The sequence below is a fragment of the Stenotrophomonas sp. DR822 genome, assembly GCF_019793815.1.
Classification (GTDB): domain Bacteria; phylum Pseudomonadota; class Gammaproteobacteria; order Xanthomonadales; family Xanthomonadaceae; genus Stenotrophomonas; species Stenotrophomonas indicatrix.
On the sequence record NZ_CP081826.1, the window covers coordinates 3,735,644 to 3,751,957 of the forward strand.

At 67.6% G+C, this 16,314-nt stretch carries 12 protein-coding genes; 6 read left to right on the forward strand and 6 right to left on the reverse strand.

Annotation, left to right across the window (positions count from 1 at the left end; genetic code table 11):
- Positions 1-12 precede the first annotated feature (12 nt).
- Both K5K93_RS17000 and K5K93_RS17005 read right to left on the reverse strand, forming a co-directional pair.
- Positions 13-1,302 carry an ATP-binding protein gene (locus K5K93_RS17000; RefSeq protein WP_222388490.1) on the reverse strand — a complete coding sequence of 430 codons (1,290 nt, stop codon included), beginning with the start codon at positions 1,300-1,302 and terminating at the stop codon, positions 13-15.
- Positions 1,299-2,033 (reverse strand): response regulator transcription factor, encoded by a 735-nt coding sequence (locus tag K5K93_RS17005; protein ID WP_222388491.1) that lies wholly within the window; start codon positions 2,031-2,033, stop codon positions 1,299-1,301. Before K5K93_RS17005 ends, K5K93_RS17000 begins: the two co-directional genes overlap by 4 nt.
- 180 nt (positions 2,034-2,213) lie before the next feature.
- On the opposite strand from K5K93_RS17005, the gene K5K93_RS17010 reads away from it, so the two are divergent.
- Together K5K93_RS17010 and K5K93_RS17015 are read left to right on the forward strand one after the other, a co-directional pair.
- Positions 2,214-3,500 (forward strand): aminotransferase class V-fold PLP-dependent enzyme, encoded by a 1,287-nt coding sequence (locus K5K93_RS17010; protein WP_222388492.1) that lies wholly within the window; start codon positions 2,214-2,216, stop codon positions 3,498-3,500.
- An 83-nt stretch (positions 3,501-3,583) separates the two neighbouring features.
- Positions 3,584-4,471: a GyrI-like domain-containing protein gene (locus K5K93_RS17015; protein ID WP_222388493.1), complete on the forward strand. Its 888-nt coding sequence runs from the start codon at positions 3,584-3,586 to the stop codon at positions 4,469-4,471.
- A 465-nt stretch (positions 4,472-4,936) separates the two neighbouring features.
- Here the strand turns inward: K5K93_RS17015 and ybaL are convergent, their stop codons facing one another.
- Together ybaL and K5K93_RS17025 are read right to left on the reverse strand one after the other, a co-directional pair.
- Positions 4,937-6,637, reverse strand: a complete 1,701-nt coding sequence (gene ybaL / locus K5K93_RS17020) for a YbaL family putative K(+) efflux transporter (protein ID WP_025874691.1) — start codon at positions 6,635-6,637, stop codon at positions 4,937-4,939.
- Between the two features lie 158 nt (positions 6,638-6,795).
- Positions 6,796-9,183 carry a TonB-dependent receptor gene (locus K5K93_RS17025; protein ID WP_222388494.1) on the reverse strand — a complete coding sequence of 796 codons (2,388 nt, stop codon included), beginning with the start codon at positions 9,181-9,183 and terminating at the stop codon, positions 6,796-6,798.
- 332 nt (positions 9,184-9,515) lie between these two features.
- Between K5K93_RS17025 and K5K93_RS17030 the strand changes: the two genes are divergently transcribed.
- The gene (locus tag K5K93_RS17030) at positions 9,516-11,381 is read left to right on the forward strand and encodes an ABC-F family ATP-binding cassette domain-containing protein (protein WP_049463961.1); all 1,866 of its coding nucleotides are present in this window, start codon (positions 9,516-9,518) and stop codon (positions 11,379-11,381) included.
- Positions 11,382-11,472: 91 nt separating this feature from the next.
- Here the strand turns inward: K5K93_RS17030 and ampR are convergent, their stop codons facing one another.
- Positions 11,473-12,336 carry a LysR family transcriptional regulator AmpR gene (gene ampR / locus K5K93_RS17035; RefSeq protein ID WP_093818735.1) on the reverse strand — a complete coding sequence of 288 codons (864 nt, stop codon included), beginning with the start codon at positions 12,334-12,336 and terminating at the stop codon, positions 11,473-11,475.
- A gap of 176 nt (positions 12,337-12,512) precedes the next feature.
- On the opposite strand from ampR, the gene blaL2 reads away from it, so the two are divergent.
- The 3 genes from blaL2 (at position 12,513) to K5K93_RS17050 (ending at position 15,424) form a co-directional block, all read left to right on the forward strand.
- Entirely contained in the window at positions 12,513-13,427 is a 915-nt protein-coding gene (gene blaL2 / locus K5K93_RS17040; protein WP_222388495.1) for a L2 family extended-spectrum class A beta-lactamase, read from the forward strand.
- A gap of 84 nt (positions 13,428-13,511) precedes the next feature.
- Positions 13,512-14,726 carry a cation:proton antiporter gene (locus tag K5K93_RS17045; protein ID WP_093818733.1) on the forward strand — a complete coding sequence of 405 codons (1,215 nt, stop codon included), beginning with the start codon at positions 13,512-13,514 and terminating at the stop codon, positions 14,724-14,726.
- Between the two features lie 56 nt (positions 14,727-14,782).
- On the forward strand, positions 14,783-15,424 hold the full coding sequence (locus K5K93_RS17050; protein ID WP_222388496.1) for a hypothetical protein: 642 nt from the start codon (positions 14,783-14,785) through the stop codon (positions 15,422-15,424).
- Between the two features lie 111 nt (positions 15,425-15,535).
- Here the strand turns inward: K5K93_RS17050 and K5K93_RS17055 are convergent, their stop codons facing one another.
- Positions 15,536-16,282: a DUF3011 domain-containing protein gene (locus K5K93_RS17055; RefSeq protein ID WP_093818731.1), complete on the reverse strand. Its 747-nt coding sequence runs from the start codon at positions 16,280-16,282 to the stop codon at positions 15,536-15,538.
- Between the last annotated feature and the right edge of the window lie 32 nt (positions 16,283-16,314).

Here is a 16,314-nt window from a genome sequence, read left to right on the forward strand (position 1 = left end):
GGCCCGTGGCGTTCAGCTGGCAGCCAGTGGCCAGTGCATTTCCAGGCGTGCACCGCCCAGGCTCGCCCGTCCCACGCGCAGCTCGCCGTGGTGACGAACCGCGATGCGCCCGGCGATGGCCAGGCCAAGACCAAAGCCGCCGGTGTCGCGGCTGCGGCTGTCATCCAGACGGGTGAACGGGCGCAACACCTTCTCGCGATCGCCTTCGGCAATGCCGGGGCCATCGTCGTCCACGCGCAGGCAGGCCTTGCCGGCCGCGCTGACCAGTGACACCTCCACACGGGTGCGCGCATAGCGCATCGCGTTGCCGACCAGGTTGCTCAGGGCCAGCTGCAGCAGGCGTGGCTCGGCATCCACGCGCGGCAACGCACTGGGCCAGACCTGCAGCACCAGGCCCGCGCGCTCGGCATCGCGCCGTGCGTCTTCCATGCAGGCCTGCAGCCAGTCATTCGCCTCGATCCGCTGCATGGGCTCGGCGTCGTTGGGATGCTCCAGCCGCTCATAGGCCAGCAGTTCGCTGACCAACCGGTTGAGCTCGGCCAGATCACCATGCAGGCCGGCAGCGAGGTGTGCCCGCCGCGCCGGGTCGTTGCTGTCCTGCATCAGATCCAGGCCGAAGGCCAGGCGTGCGATCGGCGTGCGCAGCTCGTGGGAAATGGCATGGGTAAGATCGCGCTGCCGTTGCACCAGTTCGGCCACGCGCGCGGCCATGCGGTTGGAATGCTCCACGATGACCCGGATCTGCGAACGTGGCGATACCTGCGCACGCGCCTGCAGGTCGCCGGCACCGATGCGATCGGCATGACCCCGCAGCGCCTCCAGGTCGCGCCACAGCAGGCGTACCCAGGCATACAGGCAGGCACCGACCAGCAGCAGGATGCACAGGTAGGCGGCGGCGGTCATGTACAGGGTCATCTGCACTTCGCCGGGAAGGCGCAGCTGCAGCCAGCGTCCGCCAGCCGCCTCGATGGGCAGCAGCACCTGCTGGTAGCGCTCACGGACGATGAAGCCGTCCCCGCGCAGGGCACTGCGCTCTTGGTCATCGAGCACGGGCGGTGCATCCAGCAGTGACAGCGCAATGCCGTAATGTGGCTGCCACTGCAGCAGGCGCTGCTGTTGCTGCTGTCGGTCCAGGCCGGCCAGTCCGCTGCGCAGCGCATACACCTGCCCGCGCACCTGTTCGACGAAGACACGTTCCTGCAGGGGCGTGTAGATGCGGTCCAGCAGATGGTTGAGGCTGAACACCGACACCAGCAGGCAGCCGCCGGTGACGAACCACAACCACAGGAACAGGCGCTTCACGCCGACCAGGCCGAGGGGTTGAACTGGTAACCGCGGCCCCACACGGTCTTGATCCGGCGCGGTTCGCGCGCGTCATCGCCCAGCTTGCGGCGCAGCTTGCCGATGCAGACATCCACGCTGCGGTCCAGGCCATCGAAACCGATGCCGCGCGCCGCCTGCAGGATCTGGTCGCGCGAGAGGATCTGCCCGGGCTGGCTGGCCAGCAGCCAGAGGATCTCGAATTCGGTCGTGCCCAGTTCCACCGGCTGCCCATGCAGGTGAACCTCGCGCTGCACGCGATCGATCAGCAGTTCGCCATGCATCAGCCTGCACGGCACGCCGGCAGGGCCGCTGCCATGGCGACGGCGCAGCAGCGCACGCAGGCGCGCCAGCAGCAGGCGTGGCTCGATCGGCTTGTGGACATAGTCATCGGCGCCGGACTCCAGGCCCAGCACCTGTTCGATATCGTCCTCGCACGCGGTCAGCATCAGGATCGGCACGTCGGAAAAACTGCGGATCTGCCGGCACACGTCGATGCCACCAAGGCCAGGCAGCATCAGGTCCAGCACCACCAGTTCCGGCGCGTGCTGGCGGCAGGCCGCGCTGGCCAGGTCGCCCCGCGGCACGTGCTGCACGGCAAATCCATGTTCGCTCAGGTAGTCGCTGACCAGCTCGGCCAGGCGGCGGTCGTCTTCGACCAGCAGCACCTGGGTCGGGTTGCCGGCGGCGGGGGGCCACGGGGAGGGCTGCATCGGTAGGGCATCCTTGTCCGGGGCGAAGGGCCCGGCGGCGAAGCCTAGCAACGGCCCATGGCGACTGCCTGAATCCCGGGCAACCTGATAACCACCGGTATTGGCGTCATCGCCAGAGGCTCTCAATGGCGGCCGATGGCTGGCCTATGGTGGGTGTTTCCCCGGATGGAGCCTGGTGCAATGAGCGATCCGCAGTGGCAACTGGAAACCCTGGCCGTGCACGGCGGCTATCGCCCCGACCCGACCACCCGCGCGGTGGCGGTGCCGATCTACCAGACCGTGGCCTACGCATTCGATGACACCCAGCATGGTGCGGACCTGTTCGACCTGAAGGTGCCGGGCAACATCTATACGCGCATCATGAACCCCACCACCGACGTGCTGGAGCAGCGCGTTGCGGCGCTGGAAGGGGGCATCGGCGCGTTGGCACTGGCTTCCGGGCAGGCCGCGATCACCTATGCGATCCAGACCATTGCCGAGGCCGGCGACAACATCGTCGCTGCCAGTGCGCTGTACGGTGGCAGCCTCAACCTGCTGGCGCACACGCTGCCGCAGTACGGCATCCAGGCGCGATTCGCCGATCCGGCAGATCCGTCGGCGTTTGCCGCGCTGATCGATGAACGCACCAAGGCGGTATTCGTCGAATCGATCGGCAACCCGCGCGGCAACGTCACCGACATCGCCGCCATCGCCGAGGTCGCGCATGCGGCCGGCGTGCCGTTGATTGTCGACAACACGGTGGCCACGCCATTCCTGCTGCGCCCATTCGAACATGGCGCCGACATCGTGGTGCACTCGCTGACCAAGTACCTCGGTGGCCACGGCACCAGCCTGGGCGGGGCGATCGTCGATTCCGGCCGCTTCGACTGGACGGCACAGCCGCAACGCTTCGCCCGCTTGAACCAGCCTGATCCGAGCTATCACGGCGTGGTCTATACCGAAGCGCTCGGCGCGGCGGCCTACATTGGCCGTGCGCGGGTAGTGCCGTTGCGCAATACCGGCGCAGCATTGTCACCGTTCAACGCCTTCCTGATCCTGCAGGGCATCGAGACCCTGGCGCTGCGCATGGAGCGGATCAATGCCAACGCGCTGGCCGTGGCGCAGTACCTGCGCGCGCATCCGAAGGTAGCGTGGGTGCGTTATGCCGGGCTGGCCGATGACCCCGAACACGCGGCAGCGCAGCGTTATCTGGGCGGCCATGGCTCCGGTGTGCTGACCTTCGGACTGCCGGGCGGGCGCGTTGCCGGCGCCCGCTTCCTCGATGCCCTGAAACTGTTCACCCGGCTGGTGAACCTGGGCGATGCGAAGTCACTGGCCACCCATCCGGCCTCGACCACCCATCGCCAGCTGGATGCGGCCGAACTGGCCAGGGCCGGGGTCAGCGAGGACACCGTGCGCCTGTCGATCGGCATCGAGAACATCGGCGATCTGCGCGCGGATCTGGAACAGGCGCTCGCCAAGGCCTGAGGGCGGGCAATCGCGCAGGATCGGTCACGCACCCCGCCAAAGGATCAGGCACGATCGCAGCCATGTCCTCAGCGGAGATGGTCATGAAGCGGCTTGCAGGCCTGCGCCAGGCGCAGGGAATCGAACGGGTCATCGACCATCTGCAGGGCTGCCTGCGTGAGCAGCAGGCACTGCCGGACGTAACGGCACTGGCGACTGTCGCCCATCAGTCGCCCTACCACTTCCAGCGCCTGTACCGGGCACTGACCGGCGAAAGCCCGGGACAGACGCTGGACCGGCTGCGCCTGCTCAACGCCCTGCAGGCGCTGCAGCAGCCCGATGCAAGCGTCACCGACGCCGCGCTGGCCGCCGGCTATGAGAGTGCGCAGGCCCTTGCGCGGCGCTGCAGGCAGCGCCTGGATACCACCCCGCGCGCCCTGCGCGCCGATGCAGCACTGCGGCAGCAGTGGCAGCAGGTCTTGGCACAACCACCTGCCGACGTAGACGCGGTGACCGCCGCCCCGCTGAAGGTGGAAGTACGCGCGCTGCAGCCGTTCGAGGTCGTGCTGCTGCGCGCGCAGGGGGCCTTCGGTGATCTCGATGCCAGCTTCGGCCGCCTGTACGAATGGGCGCAGGCGCAAGGGCTGGCCGACGATCTGCTGCACCTGGTAGGCATCGCCATCAATGACCACCGGGACGTACCCGCGCAGGCGCACCGCTTCGACTGCGGGATGGGATTTGCCACCGCGCTGCCGCAACTTTCGTCGCCGCTGCGGCGGCAGGCCCTCGGCATCGGTCCGCATGCGGTCGCCCACCATGTCGGCCCTTATGAGCAGCTGCAGGCCGTGGGGGATGCGCTGCTGCGCGACTGGTGGCCGGACAGTGGGCACGCGCTTGCCGAAGCGCCCCTGTATTTCCACTTCCTGGATGATCCCGAACAGGTGCCTGCCCACCAGTTGCGCGCCGACGTCTGCCTGCCGCTGGCAGGCTGATACCTGCTGGCTTGGTCGTCATCGCCAGAGGCGATCACCACCACCGCAGGAAAGCGTTACGGTAGAGGCGCTCTCCAAGGGCGTGGCGATATCATCCCCGGCCGATGCGGGTCGGCCGGGGATTTCTTTGGGCGCAGCCAACCCCACGCCATGCGTGGATAAATCCCCATCGGAATCCAATAGTCCGACAGTGCATCGAAAAGCATCCACGCATGGCGTGGATCTACTGTCGACCAAGCTCGACACCTGCCAAATCGTTCATCCACCACCAGCAGTGGGAACCTGTCGAAGGCGGGGTGGGTCCGGTTGCGGGGGCGTGAGCCGCATGGATGCGGCGACCGAGCTTACATGGACGTACTTGCAGCGTCCCCCGCAACCGGACCCACCCCGCCATCCCACGGAATGCCAGCTTTTGCCGTTGCCGTTGTTTCGGCGGGTGCAGGGCGCAGCCCTGCTGCACACCCCTCACACCACCGGAATGCTGTGCTGCCCAAGACTGCGGTACGGCGGGGTGGCCATCACCATTTCCGCCAGCGAGTAGGCCAGCTCGCGCTCGGCCATCACCGTGCCGTCGGCACCGTGTTCAAGCAGGTGCTTCACTTCGGCATCGCTGTGCGCGCGCGCCAGCAGCGTCAGGTTGGGGTTGATCGCACGCAGCTTGGCCAGGGTTTCGCCGGCTTCCAGCGGCTGTGGGATCGCCAGCACCGCGATTTTCGCGCGCTCGGGATGGGCTTCGGCCAGCACCTTGTCCGAGGCGGCGCTGCCGCGGATGCCGGGCAGGCCAGCAGCGTGCGCCTCGGCCACGTGTTCCTTGTTGTCGTCGATGATCATCACCGGCACGCCACGGTCGCGCAGCACCTGCGCCAACGCGCTGCCGACGCGGCCATAGCCGATGACGATGGCATGGTCGTGCAGGTCCAGCGACGGCCCCGGTGGCAGTTCGGTCTCCACCGCCGTGGGCGTGGTTTCCTGGTGCTTGAGCAGCCAGCGGTCGAGCAGGCCGAACACCAGCGGGTTGAGCATGATCGAGATCAGCGCGCCGGCCAGCACCAGCGCCTGGCCGGTGGGCGGCAGGATCTTCAGGGTCACGCCGAGGCCGGCGATGATGAAGGCGAACTCGCCGATCTGCGCCAGGCTGGCCGAGATCGTCAACGCGGTGCCGGTGGGATGGCCGAACGCGCGCACGATGAAGAACGCCGCCGCCGATTTGCCGAACATGATGATGCCGGCGGTCGCCAGCACCTGCCACGGGTGCTCGATCAGGATGCCGGGATTGAACAGCATGCCCACCGAGACGAAGAACAGCACCGCGAACGCGTCGCGCAGCGGCAGGGAATCGCTGGCCGCCTTGTGGCTGAGTTCCGATTCATTGAGCAGCATGCCGGCGAAGAACGCGCCCAGCGCGAAGGACACACCGAACAGCATCGCCGAGCCGAACGCCACGCCCAGCGCGATCGCCAGCACCGACAGGGTGAACAGTTCGCGCGAGCCGGTACCGGCGATGCGCTCCAGGATCCACGGAATGACCCGGCGGCCGACCACCAGCATCACTGCCACGAACAGGCCCAGCTGCACGAAGGTCCAGCCGATGCTGGCCAGCACGCTGCCGAGGGTGTGGTGTTCATTGGCCGCGTCGGGCCCGAACACACCGGCCATCACCGGCATCATCACCAGTGCCAGCACGCAGGCCAGGTCCTCGACGATCAGCCAACCGACCGCGATCTTGCCGCGCTGGGTTTCCAGCAGGCGGCGCTCTTCCATCGCGCGCAGCAGCACTACGGTACTGGCCGTGGCCAGCGCGAAACCGAACACCACGCCGTGGATGACCGGCCAGCCCATCAATGCCGCCAGGCCCCAGCCGAGCAGGGTAGCGACCAGGATCTGGCCGATGGCACCGGGAATGGCGATGGCCTTGACCGCCATCAGGTCCTTCAGCGAGAAGTGCAGGCCGACGCCGAACATCAGCAGCATCACGCCCAGCTCGGCCAGCTGGTTGGCCAAGGCCTGGTCGGCGACGAAGCCCGGCGTGAACGGACCGACGCAGATGCCAGCAACCAGGTAACCGACCAGAGGAGACAAGCGGAGCTTGTTGGCCAGCGCGCCGAAGATGAAGGCGAGCCCGAGACCAACGGCAACGATGTTGATCAGGTCGGTGTCATGGTGCATCGGCTCTCGCAGAAATCGGGGGAATGCCCCGATTTTCACCTAATGAGCCAAATGCGGCAAACCTTTGGAACAAATAGGGTCAGATCCCTTTTCCATCAGGAAAAGGGATCTGACCCCGGATGAACCCGCCGGGCAGGGCCCGGCGCGCCCGTTACCGCTTACCAGTTGTACTTGATCCGCCCGTACACATACGCGCCATTGAAGCCGAACGGCGAGTAGTTGCTGTACGGCAGCATGCCGAAGGTCGAGTTCTGCAGGTCTTCGGTGCGGTCCGGGTACTCGTCCAGCAGGTTGTCGGCGCCCACCGTCAGCGTCCAGTTCGCACTCGGCTTGTAGCTGGCCGAAGCATCCAGCACCCACTTGTCGCCGTAGGTCTGGTCACGCGCGGCGGTGGCCGAATTGCGCACCGTGAACTTGCCGTAGCGGGTCGCCGCCAGGCCCAGTTCCCAGTGGTCCGAGCGCCAGGTGCCGCTGAGGATGGTCTTGTCGTGCGGGTAGCTGTCTTCGATGCGGCCGATCTCATCGCGGCCGATCAGCGACTGGGCCAGGCCCAGCGTGCCGAACACCGCCGGCGTGCCACCCACGCGCTGCACTTCGGTGTCGTTGTAGCTGTAGGCCGCGGTCAGTTCCAGGCTGCTGGCGCTGAACGGCACGGTGTAGCTGGACACGACGTCCACGCCGCGGGTGCGGGTGTCCAGGCCGTTGGTGAAGTACGAGAACGCGGTTACCTGCGGCAGGCCTAGCGTGGCCAGCAGCGCGCTGCTGGCCGCATTGGTGGTGATGCTGGAGGACAGCGCGATGCGGTCATCGATGTCGATCTGGTAGGCGTCGACGGTGACGTAAAGGCGATCCACCGGCTGCAGCACCAGGCCCAGGCTGTAGGACGTGGAGGTCTCGGCCTTCAGCGGCGACGCGCCCAGTGCCTGTGCGGCCAGGCTGGTGGTCGGGAAGGTGCCACGCTCGACGAACACGCCGTTGAGGAACTGGCTGGTGACCGCCTGGTAGCCCTGCTGGGCCAGTGACGGTGCGCGGAAACCGCTGGAGGCGGTGGCACGCAGCGCTACCTTGTCGGTGAACGCATAGCGCGCCGACAGCTTGCCGGAGAAACGGTCACCGAAGTCCGAGTAGTCCTCGTAACGGCCGGTGATGCCGGCGGAGAACTTCTCGGTCAGGTCCGCTTCCAGGCCCGCATAGACCGCGTAGTTGTGGCGGTCGGTATGCACTTCGTTGGTGGGAGTGAAGCCGGCAAAACCCTGCGCACCGCTGCCGGTGTAGGAGTTCAGTTCGCCAGGGTTCTGGTCCCACTTCTCGCGGCGATACTCACCGCCGAAGGACAGCGTGACCGGATAGGCCAGGCCCCAGTCCAGCGACTTGGTCAGATCGGCGTTGAAGATGTCCTGCTGGTACTTCAGCGTGCCGTCGTAGAACGAGCGCGGGCTGGTCGCACCCAGGCTGTAGTTGATGCTGTTGCGGGTGTGGAAGTCCAGGGTGTTCTCGCCGTGGTTCAGGCTCAGGTCCCAGGTCCAGCCGCTGTCGGTGTTGCCTTTGACCCCGGCCACCAGCGAGCGGTCCTTGGAATACTGGTTGATCTGCGGCACGAAGCCGTCCGGGTAGGTCTGCGCCAGCAGCGCGGTCTGCCCGCTGTGGTTGCGCGAACGGTAGAACGCGAACGAGGTGATGTCGCGGTTGCTGAGCAATGCGCTGGCGTAACCGGTGACGTGGTCGCTGAAATCGAAGCTGGCGTTGGCCGAGGCCGCAGTGGCGTCCACGCGCGGGTCGCCGACGATGAAGGTGGTCTGGCCGACGCTGGGGAAGTTGCCGGTGTTCGGCGTGGTGCCGCGATAGGGGCCGGCGCGGTCGCTCTCGTCCTGCTGGCTGATCTGGCCGGCCACGTGCACGCGGCCACGGCCGTTGCCGAATTCCACGCCGGTATCGCCGGACAGTTGGTACTTGTTGCCGTCGCCGGCCGAATACTGGCCGTAGTCGACGGCCAGGCTGCCACCGCTGCCGCTGCCCTTGAGCACGATGTTGATGACGCCGGCGATGGCATCCGAACCGTACTGTGCCGAGGCGCCGTCACGCAGCACCTCGACGCGCTCGATGGCGGCGATCGGAATCGCGTTGATGTCCACGGCCGACGAACCACGGCCGATGCTGCCGTTGACGTTGATCATCGCCGAGGTGTGGCGGCGCTTGCCGTTGACCAGCACCAGCACCTGGTCCGGCGACAGGCCGCGCAGCTGTGCAGGGCGCACGCCACTGGTGCCGTCGGTCAGTGCCGGGCGCGGGAAGTTCAGCGATGGCAGCGCGCGCGACAGCGCGGTGGCCAGTTCGCCGGTACCGGTGGACTGCAGGATCTCGGGGGTGATGATGTCGATCGGTGACTGCGATTCGGCGACCGTGCGGTCGGCCACGCGGGTGCCGGTGACGATCACCGTATCGAGGGTGTTGGCGGCGCTGCCGGCCTGCTGGGCGGCGGCAACGAACGGAGAGCCACCGAGTGCGACAGCGACGGCGGCGGCGATCAGGCTGGTCTTGCGGGTCATCGGGAGGGGGCTCCGGTTGGCGGGATGGCACCGGAATCGACATCACGGGGGTGAGGCGGACGACGGTTGTTGCGGTGCGCAATACAGGAATTAACGGGATATTCAGTGCCTGTCAAATGCCGACCCACAGAAAAAACGTTGCAGCAGCAACCATTTAGCTGCGACAGGCCCTGACAGGGGGAGGGGCCCGGGAGGCGCGCGGACAGGACGTGGGAGAGAGGAACGTCGGCCGTCGCGCATCCCCGGGCGCGTCAAGTATTCGTTAACGTTAGAATTGCGTCGCAGGAACAGTGCTTACCAGCACATTCCATTCGGTTATATGGACGCCCCCCATGATTTCGCTTCGTAATTTCGCCTTGCGCCGCGGCGAGCGGCTGCTGTTGTCCAATGTCGACCTGACCCTGCATGCCGGTTACCGGGTAGGCGTGGTCGGCCGCAATGGTGCTGGCAAGTCCAGCCTGTTCGCGGCGGTGAAGGGCGAACTGGAGGCCGACAAGGGTGACGTCGACCTGCCGGGCAAGATCCGCATCGCCAGTGTTGCCCAGGAAACCCCGTCCCTGCCGGACCCGGCGCTGAGCTTCGTGCTGGGCGGTGACATCGAGGTGGCCGCGGTGCTGGCCGCCGAGGCCGACGCCACCGCCCGCGAAGACTGGGAAGCGGTGGCCGAGGCGCATACGCGCATGGCCGAGCTGAACGCCTACGACGCCGAAGCGCGTGCCGGCAAGCTGCTGCACGGCCTGGGCTTCCCGGCCGAAACGCACCACCGCGCGGTGTCCTCGTTCTCCGGCGGCTGGCGCGTGCGCCTGAACCTGGCCCGCGCGCTGATGATGCCCAGCGACCTGCTGCTGCTGGACGAACCGACCAACCACCTGGATCTGGACGCGGTGTACTGGCTGGAACAGTGGCTGCTGAAGTACCCGGGCACCTTGCTGCTGATCTCGCACGACCGCGAGTTCCTCGACAACGTGGCCACCCACACCCTGCACCTGCACGGTGGCGGCGCCAAGCTGTACCCGGGTGGTTACACCGACTTCGAGCGCCAGCGTGCCGAACAGCTGCGCCAGCAGCAGATCGCGCATGAGAAGGAACAGGCCGAGCGCGCCCACCTGCAGAGCTTCATCGACCGCTTCAAGGCCCAGGCCAGCAAGGCCGCGCAGGCACAGAGCCGGATGAAGCGACTGGCCAAGCTGGCCGGTACCGAGGCGGTGCGCGCCGAGCGCGAATTCCGCATCGAGTTCGCACCGCCGGCCAAGCTGCCGTTCTCGCTGATCCGCCTGAACCATGTCGAGGCCGGTTACGGCAGTGACTCGGTGATCCTGCACAACGTGGGCTTCGGCCTGGAAGCGGGCCAGCGCATCGGCCTGCTGGGCCCCAACGGCGCGGGTAAAACAACGTTGGTGAAGACCCTGGTGGGCGAGCTGGCACCGATTGCCGGTGAGCGCGCCGCGCACCCGGACCTGCGCATCGGCTACTTCGCCCAGCACACGGTCGAGTCGCTGCATGAAGGCCAGTCGCCGATGGAACACTTCCGCGAGCTGGCCCCGGATGCACCGAACCAATCGTTCCGCGACTTCCTCGGCAAGTGGAACTTCCCGGGCGACCGTGCCTTTGAACCGGTGGATGGTTTCTCCGGTGGCGAGCGTGCACGCCTGGCGCTGGCGTTGATCGCCTGGCAGCAGCCGAACGTGCTGCTGCTGGACGAACCGACCAACCACCTTGACCTGGAAATGCGCGAAGCCCTGGCCGAAGCCCTGGCCGATTTCGACGGCGCGATCGTGATGGTCTCGCATGATCGCCATCTGATCGGCCTGGTCTGCGACACGTTCTGGCGGGTGGCCGACGGCGTGGTCGAGCCGTTCGATGGTGACCTCGACGCCTACGCGGCATGGCTGCGCACGCGCCCACAGGCGCAGGGCACCAAGGCACGCATGGAACAGGTGGAAGAGCCGGTGGTGGTCAAGACCGCACCGGTCGCGCAGGTGGTGCAGAAGAAGCCGGTCAACCCGCACAAGCTGGCCAGCGCCGAAGCCAAGGTCGCCGAGCTGGAAGGGGTGCTGGCCGAACTGGACCGGCAGCTTGCCGACTCGAGCAACTATGCCGATGCCACGCGCATGGCCGTGCTCGGCCGCGACCGCGAAGCGGCCGCCGCGCAGCTGGAAAAGGCCGAAGCGGCCTGGATGGAACTGTTGGAGTCCTGATTCCATCGGTAGCGCCGGGCCATGCCCGGCGGCTTCTTCCAACCGCTGCGCTCGCCGGGCATGGCCCGGTGCTACCCGCGGCGCGCGTGTTTCATCCCTGCGCCTGCAGCCATTCGCGGAACCGCTTGGCCGGCTCCCGTTCGGCACGTGAGCGCAGACGGGTCAGCCAGTAGCGACCCAGCTCCAGCGTGGTGGCAAACGGCTGCAGCAGCCGGCCCTCGGCCAGGTCCGCTTCGAACATGCGCAATGGCAGCAGGGCAACGCCTGCGCCACCGGCGGCGGCAACGGCCAGCGTCAATGACGAATCGAACACCGGTCCTCGCGCTTCCACACCGTTGACCCCGGCCATCTGCAGCCAGCGTGGCCATTCGTCGCTGCGATACGAACGCAGCAGCGGCAGGGCCGCCAGATCGCGCGGATGCTTCAGCCTCCGCGCCAGGGCCGGCGCACACAAGGGCGCGAACGGCGCGTCCAGGATTGCCGTGCAGGCCTGTCCCTGCCAGTCGCCATCGCCGAAACGGATCGCCAGGTCCAGGCCTTCACCGGCCAGATCGATGCGGTTGTTGTGGGTCTGCAGCCGCAGCTCGATATCCGGGTGGGCCGCGTCGAAGGCGGCCAAGCGCGGCAGCAGCCAGCCGGTGGCGAAGGTGCCGACCACGCCTATCGTCAGTACTTCCCGCGCCGGGCCACCGGTGTAGCGGGCGATGCTGGCTGAAATGCGCTCGAAGGACTCATTGAGCACCGGGTACAGGGCTGTGCCTTCCTCGGTCAACGCCACGCCGCGGGGCAGGCGATGGAACAGGCGGATACCCAGCCGGTCCTCCAGTCCGCGTATCTGGTGGCTCAGTGCTGCCTGGCTGACGCACAGCTCCAGCGCCGCGCGGGTGAAGTTCTGGTGCCGGGCGGCGGCCTCGAAGGCGCGCAGGGCGTTCAGCGGCAGGGTGGGATGCAGCATGGGAAGGTGTGAGGTGGGGTGATGGCTGATTCCAGTTTGACAGATCGAAATCCCGGCGTGGCGTGATCTTCCTTTCGATAGGCATCAATTAATCTCATGCCTGTCCCTGAAAATTCCCGCTGGTGGCCCCGCGTCATCCCTCCCAATAATCGGGGCACGTTTACCGGAGTCCATCCATGTACGCTCGCCGTCGATTCCTGCAGTTCACTGGTGCCGCCCTCGCATCCTCCCTGCTCGCGCCTGCACTGGCACGGAGCACCACGCCTGCGGCCGTTACGCCGGCCACGCACGCGGCCATTGCCGGAGCCGCCGATTTCGCCGAGCTGGAAAAGGCCAGCGGCGGCCGACTGGGGGTGACGGTGCTCGACTCCCGCACCGGCCGCCGCATCGGCGGGCATCGCCAGGGCGAGCGCTTCCCGATGTGCAGCACCTTCAAGTCGATGCTGGTGGCCCATGTGCTGAGCCTTGCAGACGCTGGCCGTGTCTCGCTGGACACCCGCGTGGCGGTCGCCGAGAAGGATCTGCTGTCCTACGCCCCGGTCGCCCGCCGCCACGTCGGCAAGGACCTGAGCGTGCGCGACCTGTGCCGCGGCACCCTGACCACCAGCGACAACACCGCAGCCAACCTGCTGCTGGGGGTGACCGGCGGGCCGGCGGCACTGACCGCTTTCCTGCGCGACCACGGCGACCGCGTGACCCGCAACGACCGCTACGAGCCTGACATGAACCGCTTTGCCGCAGGCGATCCGCGCGATACCACCAGTCCGGCGGCAATGGCTGCCAGCCTGGCCCTGTTTGCCGTGGGCGATGGCATCTCCGCCGCATCGCGCCAGCAGTTCGCCGACTGGCTGATCGACAACCAGACCGGCGACGCCTGCCTGCGGGCAGGGCTGGGCACGCGCTGGCGCGTGGGTGACAAGACCGGCAGCAACGGCGAGGACACCCGCAACGATATTGCCGTGCTGTGGCCGCGTGCGGGCGGCACGCCCTGGGTGATCACTGCTTATCTGCAGGGTGCTTCGGTGGACGAGGAACAGCGAGGGGCCGTGCTGGCCCAGGTGGGCCGGATCGCCGACCAGATGATCGGCTGAGGCAACGGGTGCTTCATCGGCGGCTTGCCCCACGGTGCGCGAACCCGCATCCTGCGCGCGTTCGATCCACACGGAAGTCCCCCGATGAGCCATGAACTGGTCTACCTGCTGCTGATCTTCGCGCTGCTGGTCATCCCGCGCGCGTTGCAGCGGTTCAGCCTGCCGGCGCCGCTGACCTGCCTGCTGTTCGGCATCATCGGCATGCTCTGGCTGGGCGACCAGGCGCACGACGCGGTCATCGCACTGCTGGCCACGCTGGGCATCTCCTCACTGTTCCTGTTCGCTGGCCTGGAAGTTGACCTGCAGGCCCTGCGGCGCGGCATGTGGCCGCTGCTGGCGCACCTGCTGATCCGCAGTGCGACCCTGTTCGGCGTCGGCTGGCTGGCCTGGCGTTACGCCGGCCTGCCATGGCAGGCGGCCGGGCTGCTGGCGCTTGCGCTGCTGACCCCCTCCACCGGTTTCATCATGGATTCGCTGTCGCGGCTGGGGCTGAGCGAGGACGAGCGGTTCTGGGTCACCAGCAAGGCCATCGCCGGTGAACTGCTGGCCCTGGCGGCGTTGTTCATCGTGCTGCAGGCTGGCGACCCCGGGCACATGGCGCTGTCCAGCCTGGCCCTGCTGGCGATGATGGTCGGCCTGCCGCTGCTGTTCATCGCGCTCGGTCGCTGGGTCGCGCCGCATGCGCCGGGCTCGGAATTCTCACTGCTGGTGATGGTGGGCATGGTGGCGGCGTACATCACCTACCTGCTGGGCGTGTATTACCTGGTCGGCGCTTTCATCGCCGGCCTGGTCGCGCGCCTGCTGCACCAGCGCATGCCGCTTCTGGCCTCGCACGAAAACCTGCATGCGCTGCGCCTGTTCGCCTCGTTTTTCGTGCCGTTCTACTTCTTCAACGCCGGCACCAAGGTGCCCAGCGAAGCGCTGAGCTGGGAGGCACTGGGGCTGGGCATTGTCATCACCCTGGTGGTGCTGCCGCTGCGCATCGCGGTGGTCTGGCTGCAGCGCCGGGTGATGTTCGGCGAGAGCTTCCGCAGCAGCCTGCGTGTGTCGCTGGCGCTGGCACCGACGTTGATCTTTACCCTGGTGCTGGCCGCGATCATGCGCGATCGCTTCCAGATTCCGGCGGTGCTGTTCGGCGCGTTGCTGCTGTACGCCGCATTGACCACGCTGCTGCCCTCGCTGGTGTTCCGCACGCCGTTCGATGTCGACCCGGTCGAGCAGGAGCCGGCAGGGCAGGGCGAAGATGCTCCGGTGGCGGCGACGGACGTGGTTGCCGTCGCCCCTGCAGCCGAACGCTGAGGTGGATCCAGGGAGTGCGGTTTGCGCGCATCGGCCGTGGCCGTTAGGGTTGGGGCATGAAACCGATCGCCGCTGTTGCTTCCGCCATCGCTCTGCTCGGCCTCGCCGCCTGCTCGCAGCCATCGCATACGGTCAACCACGATCTGTCGACCGCGCCGGCCGACGCCTTCATGGCCGCCATTGCGGCCCACTGTGGCCAGGCCTACGAGGGCAGGGTGGTGGAAGACACACCGGCGCCCACCGGCAACGACCCCTTCGCCGGGCAGAAGCTGGTGATGCACGTGCGGGGCTGCGCCGACCCGGGTCATGAGCTGCGCATTCCGTTCCACGTCGGCGATGACCATTCGCGCACCTGGGTATTGACCCGTACCGAGCACGGCGTGCGCCTGAAGCACGACCATCGCCACGCCGACGGCAGCCCCGATGCGATCACCCTGTACGGCGGCGACAGCAAGCCGCCGGGCACCGCCGAACGCCAGCAGTTTCCCGCCGATGGCGAGTCGGTGGCGATGTTCCGCCGCGCCGACATGCTGGCTTCAACCCACAACACCTGGGCGATGGAGATCGAGCCGGACCAGCGTTTCGTCTATGAGCTGACGCGACCGGAAGGGCGCCGTTTCCGGGTCGAGTTCGATCTGAGCAAGCCGGTCGCGCTGCCGCCGGCGCCCTGGGGTGATGCAGCGGCGCCGGCACCCTGATCGGCCCCCTGGCATGCTGCCGCGGACAGCCCGGTAGCGCCGGGCAATGCCCGGCGGCTTTCAAGCGGAGACCCTGCCGCTGCCTCGCCGGGCATGGCCCGGCGCTACCCCTCAACGCGTGCCGAAGCGCGCCCGGCAGCCGTTGCTGACCCACACGTTGCCGCGCGAGTAGCCCCAGGTCCGGCCTTCCTGGCAGGCGCTGCCGGACAGCTGCTGCTGCAGCACAGGCCGGCCCTGGCGCTCGTCCCAGTTACAGCTCTGCTGGCGGTTGTTGTTGCTGCTGCAGGTCACGGTGTAGTTGCTGTTGCCACCACCCCAGCCGCCGCCATTGCCGCCGCCCCAGCCACCGCGGGCCTCGGCGAACTCGGCGCGGCAGCCGCGGTTGACCCAGATCGCGCCGTTGCGCACGCCCCAGTTCTGGCCTTCCACGCACTGCGTGCCGGAGATCTGCCGGACCACGCGTGCGTTGCGCCAGCCCACCGGGCAGCTGCGTTCGCGGTTGTCCTGGCTTTCGCAGCGCACGGTGCCGCTGTTGCCGTTGCCGTTGCCACCACCCCAACCGCCGCCGTTGCCGCCACCCCAGCCGCCTCGGCCCTGGGTGAATTCGGCGCGGCAGCCGTTGTTGACCCAGATGCTGCCATTGCGGGTGCCCCAGGTTCGGCCTTCCACGCAGGCCGAGCCGGACAGCTGGCGGACCAGCCGGGCATCGCGCCAGCCGGTGTTGCAGACGCGTTCGCGGTTGTTCTGGCTCTCGCAGCGGACCACCCCGTCCTGCGCGGCGGCAGGGGCGGAGGGCAGGGCGAGCGCGGTAAAGGTGCCAAGGATCACGGCCAGGCTGGCCAGGGACTGCGGTTTCATGGCGACATCCCCATGCGGGAGTAGGTGCGCGA